Source organism: Hymenobacter sp. GOD-10R, assembly GCF_035609205.1.
Lineage (GTDB): Bacteria > Bacteroidota > Bacteroidia > Cytophagales > Hymenobacteraceae > Hymenobacter.
The window spans coordinates 1,702,501-1,715,785 of the sequence record NZ_CP141184.1 but is presented as its reverse complement, the minus strand read 5'-3'; the positions used below and the strand labels follow the sequence as shown (position 1 = coordinate 1,715,785).

The window sequence follows — 13,285 nt, the reverse complement described above, 5'->3', positions numbered from 1 at the left end:
CTCTTCTCGCGCTACGTATGGAAAACACCCCTGTCTTCTGGGTCGGGTTCAACATTTTCGTTCTGGGAATGCTGATGCTCGACTTACTTGTGTTCAATCGCAAAGCTCACGTAGTGAGAATGCGGGAAGCCTTGGGTTGGAGCTGCTTTTGGATAGCCTTGTCATTGAGTTTTAATTTCCTCGTGTATCGCACGATGGGCAGGCAGGCTGGTTTAGAATTTCTCACCGGCTACTTGATTGAGAAGTCGCTGAGCGTTGATAATCTTTTTGTTTTCTTGCTCATCTTCAGCTACTTCAAAATACCCCAACAGTACCAGCATAAAATCCTTTTCTGGGGAATCATTGGCGCACTGATTTTGCGCGCGGCATTCATCTTGGTGGGAGCAGCGTTGCTAGCCAAGTTTCACATCTTGCTCTATGTGCTCGGGGCTTTTTTGGTATACACGGGGGTGCGTATGGCGCTCAGCGCGGGCGAACCCGAAATCGACCCGGATAATAACCCTATCGTAAAGTTTCTGAGCCGCTACATGCCTGTGACCAGCAAGCTAGAGGGCGACAAGTTTTTTGTGCGCAAGGATAAGTTGCTGTTTGCTACGCCTTTGTTTGTGGTGCTGCTGATGGTCGAAACAACCGATGTAGTTTTTGCCGCCGATTCTATCCCAGCTATTCTCGCCGTTTCGCGTGATACGTTCATCGTGTACACGTCCAATGTGTTTGCCTTGCTCGGTCTGCGGGCGATGTATTTTGCTTTGGCAGGCTTGATGAAGCTGTTCCATTACCTGCACTATGGCCTAGCCCTTATTCTGGTGTTTATCGGTTTTAAGCTGCTCACGACCGACTACCTAGCTACCCGCGGCTACGAAATTCCGATGAGTATTTCGCTGGGTTTGGTGGGGCTTATTCTAGCCGTTTCGGTTTTGGTGTCTGTTCTACTTCCGAAGAAGGAAGAAGTGGAATCCTAGGCAAACAGCGGAGCGCCGCTGGTTTGATTTTAGCCATTTGACTAAAATAGAAAAAGCCTCGCTGAAGTACATCAGTGAGGCTTTTTCTATTGCATCGAATATCGCTTGTAACTAGGTGCTTGCTGCCCTTGGCTTACGGTCGAGGCGGAGGGGATGCGGGCTGCGTTTCGGGTGTGTTGCTGTTTACCCCGGCATCAGGGGCAGCATTGCCACCTAGCAAATCGATTAGGTTCAGCGGCTCGAACTGGGAAGAATCGGCCGCGGCGGTTCGGGTCGTGTCGCGGGCCGTCACGATGTACTTGCGGGCCGGTCCATTCAGTGCCACGCCCAATGCCATATTTTCGCGGTCGGCTTGGGTAATCATGCCGCGCTCCACCATAATGTCGGCGATGAGGCGGTAGAAGTAGCGGGCACTTCCCCGCAAGTTGCCATAGCTATCGAAGGAATACCGATAAAACTTAGGCTTGGGAATGATACTAGCTAGGTACAAGCTTTCTGACAAGTTGAGGTTGGCAGGCTGCTTATCGAAGTAGAAGCGGGCAGCATCCTTTACCCCGTAAATCTTCGGTCCCCACTCAATGATGTTCAAGTAAACCTCAAACATGCGCTCCTTGCTCACCAAACGGGTGTTTTCAATTAGCCAGACCATGAGCATTTCTTCCACTTTGCGAGCCACAGTCTTCTGCCGGGTCAGGAATACGTTCTTTACCAGCTGCATCGAGATTGTACTTCCCCCGCGGGCAAAGCGCCGCTCCTTTAGGTTCTGAATAGCGGACTTCACAAAAGCCTTTTCCATGAAGCCTTTGTGGGTGAAGAAACGCGGGTCTTCAGCCGTTTGAATCGCACTCTTGAGGTAGCGCGAAACCTCATCGTACGGCACAAAATCTTTGTTGCTAGGTCCCACCAAGAACGTTTTGATGGAGTCGCCTTTGTCGTTGTAAGCGGTGTACGGGAATTCTTCGTTGAGCTTATTCAGGTTTTCCCGTCCAAACTTGGTAATGCGGAAATTCTTACCGCGTAGCGACGAGTCGAACTTCAAGCTATCCACCTGGTTCATATCGAGCGCCGTGTGCAGGCTATAAGTAAGCGTGCCTTCACCTTGCATGCCTTCTACTTCTTCAAACATGCCTTCTGGCAGGGAAGCGAAGAAGTCATTCGCGGAAGTCTCAGCCGATTCAATGTCAGCGGAAACTTGCAACCCTGCGAGGGCATCACTACGCTTCCGGACTCCGTTTATTTTACGCCCAATGACCCGCTGGGGTACTGGCAGCTTGCGAATGCTGAACGTAGGGTAGAACTCAATGCGGTTGAGGCGCACCTTTGTTCCTTTTTCTAGCGCCATAGATGCTTGGCCTAGCTTCGTAATAAAGTTGATGCCGCCGTGCTGTACAACGATGTCGCGCGCTGCCAGCTTGGGCTGATTGAGCACAAAATGAGTAGCCGAAGCCGAGCCTCGCAACGTTAGTTGCTCCTCGTCGAAGTCCTTCCCGTCTAGGCTCATGCGCAACGTATCGAACTGCACCCGCGCGTTGAGGCGGCGCTGCAAGTACGGCAACGTGACCGGCTGGCTATTCAGGCCGTACACTTGTGCCGCTAGCTCGTAATCGCCGGCTTCCACGTGCCCGCTAATACCTAGGTTGTTAGAAACCGAGTCGATGGTAGCCGATAGTTGCCCCGTAATATCGCCATCTTCAATGGTGAGGCCAGGCATGACAATCCGGGCTTGGTGCCGCGGACTTTCGTACGTTACGAGAAAGTTCTTGAAGGCCGCCTCGCCCGGAATGTTGTCGAAGCCTGCTTCCAACAACTCATTCAGCAAGAGGCCGTAGTTGGTGCCCTTCGTGGTATCACGTGGTGCTACTTGCTGGGTTTTCTTCTTCCGGTAGAGAAAAGAGTAGTTATCCGCGGCCGCCGTCTTACGGGCCGTGAGGCGAGCGTTATCAATTTGCAGGTTGCTGAACACTGGCCGACCCGCAAACAATGACCGCACGCTCAGCGAGGCATCGATACTAGAAGCCCGCAACAGCGTGTCGCGTCCAGCAGGCACCAGCGCCACACCTTCAATCCGGACCGAGTTCAGGTCGGTGAAGCGAGCTGGCCCTAGGGTAAGCTGCGCCGGGTACTTGCGCTCCACTTTGGTTTTCACCTGTGCCAGCGCATAGTCCAGCAATTGTTGACGCTTGAGCAGAAATGCAGCCAACGCCAGGCCCAGTAGCACCACTACAAGGCCTAAGCCTATACCTATCTTTTTCTTAACAGCAGAATCCACGCGTAGTAGCAAGGGGAGAGAATTGCGGTTGGGTCCTGTAAATTTACTATCAGGCCCAACTTCGCACAGAGCACAAAGGTAGCGAAAACCATTACGACCCGCTTCGCCAAGCGCGACGCCTTTCGCTACCTTTGATGCGTTGGCCATTTTCTACGCTATGTCATTCCCCACAACCCTGACACCTCTCACCGCCGTTTCGCCCCTCGATGGACGTTATCAGCGCCAAACTGCGCCGTTAGCGCCTTATTTCTCGGAGCTAGCGCTGATTCGCTACCGCGTGCTGGTAGAAGTGGAGTACTTTATTGCGCTCTGTCAATTGCCGTTGCCTCAGTTAGCAGGTGTTAGCCCGGATCTGTTTCCAGCGCTGCGCAACATTTACCACAACTTTGGCGCTGCGGAAGCCGAAGCAGTGAAGGCCCATGAGCGCGTGACCAACCATGACGTGAAGGCAGTGGAATATTTCCTTCGTGACCAGTTCACAGCCCTAGACCTAGGTCAGTACCTGGAATTTATTCACTTTGGCCTTACTTCCCAGGATGTCAACAACACAGCTATTCCGCTCAGCCTGAAGGGGGCATTGCTGCAAGTGCTACTGCCCGCCTACGCCCAAGTGCGCAACCAGCTTGCCACCCGGGCAGAGGAATGGCAAGCGGTGCCTATGCTGGCCCGTACGCACGGGCAACCCGCCTCGCCTACACGCCTGGGCAAAGAAGTAGCCGTGTTTGTAGCGCGCCTCGATGCGCAGGTAGAACTGCTAGGCCAAGTACCTTTCGGGGCTAAGTTTGGCGGCGCCACGGGCAACTTCAATGCGCACCACGTTGCTTATCCGCAGATTGATTGGCATGCGTTTGCTAATACGTTCGTGAACGACACGCTTCATCTGCACCGCAGCTATCCTACCACCCAAATTGAGCACTACGACCACCTTGCCGCTACTTGCGACGGGCTAAAACGGCTCAACACCATTCTCATCGACCTAGCCCGCGATGCATGGCAGTACATCTCGATGGGCTATTTCCGGCAAACCGTTAAAGCCGGTGAAGTGGGCTCGTCGGCCATGCCCCACAAGGTAAACCCTATCGATTTCGAAAACGCAGAAGGTAACCTAGGGGTTGCTAATGCCCTTCTTGAGCATCTGGCTAGTAAACTCCCCATCTCTCGCCTCCAGCGCGACCTCACCGACTCTACGGTATTGCGCAACCTAGGCGTGCCACTCGGCCACACGCTCATTGCTCTCACCTCGCTTCAGCGTGGCTTGAACAAGCTAGCTCTCGACGAAGAAGCACTACGTCGCGACCTGGAAGCCAACTGGCCCGTAGTGGCCGAAGCCATCCAGACCATTTTGCGCCGCGAAAACTACCCTGATCCGTACAATGCTCTTAAAGCGTTGACGCGCACCGGCACCTCTATCTCGGCCGAAACCATCCGCGAGTTCGTGGAAACGCTGGATGTAAGCGAAGCCGTGAAAGCTGAGTTACGAGCTATTTCGCCGCTGAATTACCTAGGTATTTAAGGCAGTGGCGCTGCCAGTAACGGCAACGCCACCCTGCTCGCTTGTCCTTGGTTGGAGAGAAACACCAGTCGGTCTCCTCCCCTATTCTCGCTTAAACGTTGTTTCTAAGAATTGCCCATGCCTGAGCTCAACGGCATCCTCGTTCACCCCGATTGCCGCCATTTTCGCGGTGATATACCGTGCCGCCCGAATAAGGAGAACGGCTATATGTGCGCTGACTGTCCGGTGTATGCGCCTGTACAAGAGCGTATCCTGATTATAAAGCTAGGTGCCATTGGTGATGTCATTCGTACGACACCGCTGCTGCGTCGTTTGCGCCAAGAATACCCGGCGGCAAAGATTACGTGGCTCACGCTTACGCCAGCTATCCTACCGGCGGGGTCAGCCGACGAAATCCTGAAGCTAGACCTAGCTTCCACGTTGCATTTGCAAACCCGTGAGTTTGACTTGCTCTTCAATCTCGACAAGGATAAAGAAGCCTGCGCCTTGCACGACACCATTCGGGCCAAGCGCAAGGTTGGCTACAGACTGCATCCGGAATATGGCGTAGCCTGGCCCGGCAACGACTTAGCAAACCACAAGTTTCTGACGGGCGTTTTCGACCAACTGAGTCTACAGAACCAGAAACCATATCCGCAGGAAATATTTGAGCTCTGCGGCTACGAGTTTCGAGGCGAGGAGTACGTATTCGACAACCACCAAGACAAAGGCTACAGCTGGGATGCGCTACCTGCTGGGAAGCCGCGCATTGGCCTGAATACCGGCTGTGGCGACCGGTGGACAACCCGCCTGTGGTCCGACGACAAATGGATTTTGTTGATCAACCAGCTACAGCAAGCTGGCTACGCGCCCGTGCTGCTTGGTGGTGCAGCGGAAGATGAACGCAACCAGCGCCTGCACGCCGCCACGGGTGCCACCTACCTAGGTTATTTCCCGCTGGAGCAATTTATCAATCTGCTCTACCAAATGGACGTCATCGTGACGCAGGTGACCATGGCCATGCACATCAGTATTGCCCTGCAAAAACCGACGGTGCTGATGAACAACATCTTCAACCCCTACGAGTTCGACTTGTACGGCCGCGGTCAGATCGTGCAACCCGACCGTCAGTGTGTGTGCTTCTACCGCGGCACCTGTAAGCTAGGTACCAGCTGTATGGAGGATTTACCGGCTAGTAAGGTCTTTAGTGCAGTACAAGCTAGCGTAAGCGTGTAGCACTTTACGGACTCAATCAACAAAATGAGCCTAGGTTCTGGTAGCGTCGTCGCACAGCCAGAGCCTAGGCTTTTATTCTTCTGCTACAGCCTTTAAGGCGGCCACCATTTCAGACCATGAGAACTGCTTCTTACGGGCCCACACGCCGGCAGCAAACTCTGCCTCTCGTTCGTTCTCGTAGAAGTCGACTAAAGCGTCAGCAATAGCTTTGGGTTGTGCCTTGGTGACATAGCCGACTTCTCCGGCCGGGATTAGCTCCGCTAAACCGCCAACGTCGGTCACGAGCATGGGGCGCTCGAAATGGTAGGCGATCTGCGAAACGCCGCTTTGCGTCGCGTTTTTGTAAGGCTGCACTACCATATCAGCAGCGCAGAAGTAGTCCGCCACTTGTTCGTTCGGAATAAAGTCGGTGGCTCGAACTAAGCGATTTTCCAAATTATGCTTCTGGATGAGCGCTTCGTAGGGCGCCGCATCTTCGTAGTACTCGCCAGCAATGATGAGCTTGATCGGCAACTTAGCAAGCCGCTCATCAGCAAAAGCTTCCAGTAGAATATCTAATCCCTTATAAGCCCGAATAAAGCCAAAGAACAGTAGATAGCTAAATGCGGGATCTAGTCTCAAAGCCTTCAGGGCTACAGCTTTGGGCTTGAGCGGCCCGAAGTTATCGTAAAGCGGGTGAGGCTGGTAACGTGCTGGTTGCTTGAAACGCAAGCGACGCAAATCCGTCAGTACCGCCCGCGACATGGTCACGAAGCCATGACACGCCGCCAAGAAATAGCGGGTGAAAGGCCGGTCGCCAGGCCGCTTTTCGTGCGGAATAACGTTGTCAGTAATAGCAACGATGCGCGTGTGCCGGTTGCGCCGAATTCGGCGGGCAATGCTTCCCAAAGCTGGCCCCATAAAGGGCAGCCAAAAGCGAAAAACCACTAGGTCAGGCTTTTCACGACGCAGCTTCTCTCCTACAGTCCACCAGGTCAGCGGGTTCACGGAATTGATACTGACGTCAATAGCTAGGTCAGTGGGGCCAGGCTCTGTACTAAACTGCGTTTGGCCAGGAAATAAAAAGCTAGGGTATTGCAGAATGAACGTAACAATTCGCACCTCATCACCCGCTTCACGGAAAGCCCGCGCTAATCGTTCATTATAGGTTGCTAAACCTCCTCGCAATGGATAAGCTGGCCCAATGATGACAACTTTTTTCATTCAACAGTTATCCGTTAATTGCCCACTACTTTCAATAGCTAGGTCAAAAGATCAATAAAAATTGATTGATGACAACTGTCAGCTGATATTCAGCTTGTCGCGAATAAGGTACTGATTGTGACGCGGCCCGTTAAGTTGGGTCATTTCGGCTAAGAAGCCCGCCAGAAACAGCTGAACACCAACAATAACCGCAACCAGCGCCAGAAAGAACAATGGCTGCGCAGTCACATCCCGAGCGCGCAGATTGTTCATAGCTAGGTAGATCTTCTCCCCCACTAGCCACAGCGTAATCAGCATGCCTAGTAGGAACGAGACCGTACCCATAGTGCCGAAGAAGTGCATTGGGCGGCGGCGGAACCGGCTCACAAAGGTAATTGAGAGCAGATCCAAGAAGCCGTATACGAAGCGTTCTAGCCCAAATTTGGTGACCCCATACTTACGCTCTTGGTGTTGCACTGCCTTTTCGCCAATGCGCCCGAAGCCATTCCACTTGGCAATTACCGGAATGTAGCGGTGCATCTCACCGTACACTTCTATTCCTTTCACCACCCGCTGGTCATACGACTTAAGACCACAGTTGAAGTCGTGCAGATTGATGCCCGATATCCAGCGCGTTACTCCGTTGAAGAGCTTCGTTGGAATGGTTTTGCTTAATGGGTCGTAGCGCTTTCGTTTCCAACCGCTAACTAGGTCATACCGGTCTTCTACAATCATGCGGTATAGCTCTGGCAGTTCCTCCGGCGAGTCCTGCAAGTCGGCATCCATGGTGCAGACAACCCGCCCGGTAGCCGCTTCGAAAGCAGTATTGAGCGCCGCCGACTTGCCGTAGTTCCGGTTAAATCGAATGCCACGCAAATGGGTATCCGTTTGGGCTAGGTCCTCTATTACCTCCCAGGAATTATCTGTGCTGCCATCATCTACCAGTATTACCTCGTAGGTGAGACCATGCTGCGTCAGCACCCGATTGATCCAACGCGTCAGCTCAGGTAATGACTCGGCTTCGTTGAGTAGGGGAATAACAACCGAGAGCTCAACGGGGAAATGTTGCGACGAACGCTTACTCAAACTCAGGACGTTTATGCTTGGTGAAAGCGGTAACAAGTAGCCCGATAATCAAACCTGTTATGGCGCTACTCATCAAACCCTTCCCAATCTGTAATGGAGATTTTAGTTTTTCTTCGCTCAGATCTTCTAAACTTTTGTCGATTTGGGCTTCGGTCACATTTGGCAATGAACTGAGCCAAGCCTCCATGTCTGTGCGCATCCTAACGATATAATCAGGATCGATAAAATTAACATAGACATAGTTAAACAAGCCCGATAGTAACCCCGATATCAAGGAGAGGATGACTACGATCAGTAGCCCCTGCTTATATGTCATGAAGCCATTGTTGTTCTGCTTAAAGAACCGATGCGCCAAAATTGACCCAATGATATAAACCACTATTGCCGCACTCAGGTACACAGAAAACTTGAAAGAGAGCTCTGTTACCCGCAAGATGAAATCAACAATAAGCCAAACCATCCCCGTGAGAAGCCCATAGCGTATGGCAACTGAAGTAGGGGTGACAGCGGCCGAAGCAGTAGCAGTGTTTTCCATGATTGAATCCGAGTAATCCGATGAAGACAAAGATTAGATGAAGGCTACTTCCGAAGAAAAATTCCGCCAGGTATGGAAAACAACAATCCTAGAATCAGCTTCTTACTGAACTCATCTTGGGCTAACGCCTGCGGTGTACGAGCAATATTTTGCTGATCTAGCTTGTATTTCTCCTCTCCTCCGGGCTGCTTTAAATAGTAAGAACGTGCGCCCTGAAGAATCTGCTTAGCCTCTTCAGCATTCCGTTCTAACAATTCCGGATTGGCGCTACGAGCAACGCCGTACAAGGTAACTGCCGAGGTAACTGAGGCAAATAACGCAGTCAACAACCCTGTCAAAATCGACTTTCCGATTCCTGGCCCGCTTGGATAGTAACGGCGTACAAACCATTGGCTCGCTAAAATGACGATAGGAACTAACGGAACCGTCATCAACCGTCGCGGTCCGTACGGGTTGCTGCCCGTCATCATCAAGAGGACGACCCAAATTAAAGCTAAAATACCTAGCCCAGTACCGAATAGTAAAGCGGTTCTAAGCACAGGCTGCGCAGGAGCACTAGTTGATTTCACGCGATTAAAACTGAGGCAGCAAGATAAATGATTTGTGCCAACTATCCTGTTGCACTAGTTAAGCTGCAGCAGCTACAGGTTGCCGTAAGGCTGGTTGGCGCTTGCTCCCGAAGCGTAGTAGCAGCACTTCAGCTAACAGACACGCCAAGGCTAAACCTAGACAATAGCGCCACAAGGGCGTACCTACTCGCTCTGCCCGGTATTGTGCTGCGACCGACTCGCCAGCATTTGCATCATACACGCGTACATTAGGCCGATTAGGACCAATCAGTGTGCGCAGTTCTTGCGCAGAGTAGTGCGCCAAGTTAGACTCACGCTTATCAAAGTTGAAAGCTAGGGTCGCCACTGGCTGACCATTGCGGGAAAGCTGATAGAACCCTGGCGCTTGCATGCTAGGCGGCACATCAAAGCTCAATTCACCTGCTTGCTCTCGCTGAGCCGGGATAAAGGTCAAACTGTCTTTTGTAAGCTTGAATACACGCTCTGCACCATCTTTTTTACCGTCTACAGCAAGCGCGATAGTGCGTTCGTTGAGCCGATAGGCTGGTTGCTGATTATTGTGGTAGCTCTGCATAGCCAAGCGATACATCACCGGAACAAATAGCGCTTGGTTGGTGAAGTCTGAATATCCTCCGCTAAAAGGCGCTGAGAACAAGTACACTGTTCCTTCCCCACTCGGAAAACCAGCTAGGTATCCTTCACCGTTGCGCATCCGCAATACATCCGTGCCCGATCGGGACCACCGTAATACCGGAGCCGCCTTGGGCATTACAGCTGGACGACTCTGCTGAGCGAAAACATCCCGAAAGAACGGATTCTGTAAGCTTGGTGCAGCTACATCTTGCAGCACGGGCTTGCCAGTGGGGTTAGATTCCCACTGTATAGATGCTAGCCCAAGATCTCGAAAGAAAGCATCATACGATGGTCTTCCTGCCAGATCCAACGGTGGCACGACAACTAAAGTAGCGCCTTTCTGCACTGCTTGCCGAAGGTTTTCTCGTAAGCTAGCTTCAATACGCGGTACCTCTTGCAGTAATACTAGATTAGCAGCACCTAGCGTGCGATAATCAATGCCGTACGGTTTGCTCAATGTATAATCGAACAAAGGTTCATTTGCGTAAAGGCGCTGTGCTACTGCACCACTTGCAGCCAGTTCAGCTATCCTGATCTTGGGGGCTGGCTGTAGCGTAAAATAGTATGTGTTGTCAAATGTGACTGGGAAGTCGTCCACCTCTACTCGGCACTTCTGCAACTCACTGCCCCGTAAGCGCGCGCGCACCACAGTAGTAGTGGCGCCTCCTGCAGCTACTGTTGTGCGGAAGGCTGCAGCTTGTTGCTCGCCAATAAACACCTTCACTTGACAGCCGGCCGCATCAACACTGCCACCATTACGCAAACGAATGCGAATAGGCAAGTCAACATCTGCTCGCACAAATGCATCATCCAGCATCACACTATCTACATAGACGTTTTTTACTGCTTTGCTAGCCACAGGCACCAAGAATACCTGCTGTGCTGTATCTAGTGTGGTTAAGAGTTGTGGAGAGAAGTCGTTTTTTTGAAAATCAGAAAATATGTACGCTTGAGCTTGATCTTTCCTGTCTTTATCAAGTAAACGCGTAATCGACTTCAGCAAAGACGTAGTATGGCCTGATATACCTAGCTGTTCAACTGCACTGCGATACACTGTACCCGTCATCCTATGATGCGGGTTATCTAGTAAGTCGAAGTAAGCGGAAGCAGGATACACAGTGGTAAGATCACGTGCCTCTTCAACTGCCCGGTCAAAAGCCGTTTGTTCTTCTCTTGCCTGCACTTGCATGCTAGGCGAGTTATCTATCAGGACCTTCACTGTACCCTTATTCCCGCTATTCTGAGGAGCAGGCAAAAAGGGCTGGCAAAACATCAGAACCAAGAACAAAATAAAGCCAAGCCTGGCCAGCAAGACAAGCAAATGCTTGAGCTTCTGCTGACGAGCTGTCACCAGTTTTACTTCTTGGATAAAGCTAGTATTACTGAATAAGACCCGTTTAGGTCTTCGTAACTCAAATAAGTGGATGAGGATAGGTATTGCTAAAGCTAGCAACCCATACAAAAACCAAGGATACGTAAGGGACATACTCGTTGCTTAGGCCTGTTGACGCAACTTTGTAACGCAACAAAGCTTGAAATAATAGCAACAATCTACGAGAATGTTTTTTCAAGTTCCTTCACCACTTTATCCTAAGTGATACAAGCTTATACTATGAAGCTATTCCAGCTTTGATAAGTATTGAAGTAAAGCTTTTTCTTTAGCTATGCTAGCTACATACTAGCAGAGATAGAGATACCTAAAGTGGCCCTCTGTTACCACATGTAGCGTAGCGGTAAGGGGTAGGCTAGAAACGAATGTGCCGCGGGTGCTTCGCGCGGGGCAGGCAGCGAAGCACCCGCGGCACACGCGGGCAAAAAGCAAAGGTTGGCGGCGACCGACTCTCCCACCGGTGAAGGCAGTACCATAGGCGCACCGGGGCTTAACGACTCTGTTCGGAATGGGAAGAGGTGAACACCCGGGCTAAAGCCACCATTGCTGGCGGGGACTACTCGTGTTCCGAGTAGCTCCTAAAACCATTGACATGCGGCAACGAGCCGGAAAAAAGAAAAGTACCAGGTGTGGTCTAGAAGCGTTCGGGTGCTTAGTACTACTCGGCTGTGCTATTTCTAGCTCTACACCTATAGCCTATCAACGTCATCGTCTCTGACGGCCCTTATATTGGGAGATCTCATCTTCAGGTGAGTTTCGCACTTAGATGCTTTCAGCGCTTATCTCATCCCAGCGTCGCTACCCGGCGCTGCAGCTGGCGCCACAACCGGTGCACGAGCGGCTGGTCCATCCCGGTCCTCTCGTACTAAGGACAGGTCCTGTCAAATCTCCAACGCCCACCACAGATAGGGACCGAACTGTCTCACGACGTTCTGAACCCAGCTCGCGTGCCACTTTAATCGGCGAACAGCCGAACCCTTGGGACCTTCTCCAGCCCCAGGACGTGACGAGCCGACATCGAGGTGCCAAACCTCCCCGTCGATATGAGCTCTTGGGGGAGATCAGCCTGTTATCCCCGGCGTACCTTTTATCCTTTGAGCGATGGCCCTTCCATGCGGAACCACCGGATCACTATATCCGTCTTTCGACCCTGCTCGGCTTGTAGGCCTCACAGTCAAGCCCGCTTCTGCTATTGCGCTCTACGTACGGTTACCAAGCGTACTGAGCGGACCTTTGAAAGCCTCCGATACTCTTTTGGAGGCGACCACCCCAGTCAAACTACCCACCAGCCACTGTTTCCGTTTCCAGATTAGGCACCGGCTAACACAAGGGTGGTATTTCAACGTTGACTCCCCGAAAGCTGGCGCCTCCGGTTCACAGTCTCCCACCTATCCTACACATGTGTTAGCCAGCGTCAATGGCAAGCTATAGTAAAGGTGCACGGGGTCTTTCCGTCCCGTGGCGGGTACTCGGCATCTTCACCGAGACTACAATTTCACCGAGCTCACGGCTGAGACAGCGCCCAAATCGTTACACCATTCGTGCAGGTCGGAACTTACCCGACAAGGAATTTCGCTACCTTAGGACCGTTATAGTTACGGCCGCCGTTTACCGGGGCTTCGATTCAAACCTTCGCCTTGCGACTAAGTTCCCCTCTTAACCTTCCGGCACCGGGCAGGTGTCAGACCTTATACTTCCGCTTGCGCGTTCGCAAAGTCATGTGTTTTTGTTAAACAGTCGCTTGGGCCTTTTCACTGCGGCTTCTTGTATTGCTACAAGGAAGCGTCCCTTCTCCCGAAGTTACAGGACCATTTTGCCGAGTTCCTTGGCCGTGATTCACTCGAGCACCTCAGGATTCTCTCCTTGACTACCTGTGTCGGTTTGCGGTACGGGTAACAAAGCAGTAAACGCTTAGCAGGTTTTCTTGGCAG

Annotated in this window: 9 protein-coding genes, 2 rRNA genes and 1 pseudogene (1 of these 12 cut by a window edge); 3 read left to right on the top strand and 9 right to left on the bottom strand. The window is 51.9% G+C overall.

Translation table 11 applies throughout. From position 1 onward, the window contains the following. Positions 1-17 precede the first annotated feature (17 nt). Complete coding sequence (locus SD425_RS07035) at positions 18-962, top strand: TerC family protein (RefSeq protein WP_324676835.1); 945 nt, start codon at positions 18-20, stop codon at positions 960-962. Between the two features lie 133 nt (positions 963-1,095). Here the strand turns inward: SD425_RS07035 and SD425_RS07030 are convergent, their stop codons facing one another. Beyond that, positions 1,096-3,231: a biosynthetic peptidoglycan transglycosylase gene (locus SD425_RS07030; protein WP_324676833.1), complete on the bottom strand. Its 2,136-nt coding sequence runs from the start codon at positions 3,229-3,231 to the stop codon at positions 1,096-1,098. Positions 3,232-3,388: 157 nt separating this feature from the next. Between SD425_RS07030 and purB the strand changes: the two genes are divergently transcribed. Together purB and SD425_RS07020 are read left to right on the top strand one after the other, a co-directional pair. After that, complete coding sequence (gene purB / locus SD425_RS07025) at positions 3,389-4,744, top strand: adenylosuccinate lyase (protein WP_324676831.1); 1,356 nt, start codon at positions 3,389-3,391, stop codon at positions 4,742-4,744. Between the two features lie 117 nt (positions 4,745-4,861). After that, entirely contained in the window at positions 4,862-5,959 is a 1,098-nt protein-coding gene (locus SD425_RS07020) for a glycosyltransferase family 9 protein (RefSeq protein WP_324676829.1), read from the top strand. Between the two features lie 72 nt (positions 5,960-6,031). Here the strand turns inward: SD425_RS07020 and SD425_RS07015 are convergent, their stop codons facing one another. The 8 genes and pseudogenes from SD425_RS07015 to SD425_RS06985 all read right to left on the bottom strand — a co-directional run. Beyond that, on the bottom strand, positions 6,032-7,162 hold the full coding sequence (locus tag SD425_RS07015; protein WP_324676827.1) for a glycosyltransferase: 1,131 nt from the start codon (positions 7,160-7,162) through the stop codon (positions 6,032-6,034). A 78-nt stretch (positions 7,163-7,240) separates the two neighbouring features. Next, positions 7,241-8,227: a glycosyltransferase family 2 protein gene (locus SD425_RS07010; RefSeq protein ID WP_324676825.1), complete on the bottom strand. Its 987-nt coding sequence runs from the start codon at positions 8,225-8,227 to the stop codon at positions 7,241-7,243. Further along, entirely contained in the window at positions 8,220-8,762 is a 543-nt protein-coding gene (locus SD425_RS07005) for a DUF4199 domain-containing protein (RefSeq protein ID WP_324676823.1), read from the bottom strand. Before SD425_RS07005 ends, SD425_RS07010 begins: the two co-directional genes overlap by 8 nt. 44 nt (positions 8,763-8,806) lie before the next feature. Further along, on the bottom strand, positions 8,807-9,331 hold the full coding sequence (locus SD425_RS07000; protein ID WP_324676821.1) for a DUF4199 domain-containing protein: 525 nt from the start codon (positions 9,329-9,331) through the stop codon (positions 8,807-8,809). 58 nt (positions 9,332-9,389) lie between these two features. Then, positions 9,390-11,153 carry a hypothetical protein gene (locus SD425_RS06995; protein ID WP_324676819.1) on the bottom strand — a complete coding sequence of 588 codons (1,764 nt, stop codon included), beginning with the start codon at positions 11,151-11,153 and terminating at the stop codon, positions 9,390-9,392. Positions 11,154-11,273: 120 nt separating this feature from the next. Next, a pseudogene (locus tag SD425_RS29990) lies at positions 11,274-11,450 on the bottom strand (BatA domain-containing protein); the annotation flags it as partial. A gap of 337 nt (positions 11,451-11,787) precedes the next feature. Further along, positions 11,788-11,899: ribosomal RNA gene (gene rrf / locus SD425_RS06990) — 5S ribosomal RNA — on the bottom strand. 87 nt (positions 11,900-11,986) lie between these two features. Beyond that, positions 11,987-13,285 (bottom strand): 23S ribosomal RNA (locus SD425_RS06985); it runs 1,609 nt beyond the window's last position.

Bases quoted from the DNA above. Each gene is read 5' to 3' on its own strand.
- SD425_RS07035 (WP_324676835.1), top strand. From the start codon at position 18: ATGGAAAACACCCCTGTCTTCTGGGTCGGGTTCAACATTTTCGTTCTG.
- purB (WP_324676831.1), top strand. From the start codon at position 3,389: ATGTCATTCCCCACAACCCTGACACCTCTCACCGCCGTTTCGCCCCTC.
- SD425_RS07020 (WP_324676829.1), top strand. From the start codon at position 4,862: ATGCCTGAGCTCAACGGCATCCTCGTTCACCCCGATTGCCGCCATTTT.
- SD425_RS07015 (WP_324676827.1), bottom strand. From the start codon at position 7,162: ATGAAAAAAGTTGTCATCATTGGGCCAGCTTATCCATTGCGAGGAGGT.
- SD425_RS07005 (WP_324676823.1), bottom strand. From the start codon at position 8,762: ATGGAAAACACTGCTACTGCTTCGGCCGCTGTCACCCCTACTTCAGTT.
- SD425_RS06995 (WP_324676819.1), bottom strand. From the start codon at position 11,153: ATGCAAGTGCAGGCAAGAGAAGAACAAACGGCTTTTGACCGGGCAGTT.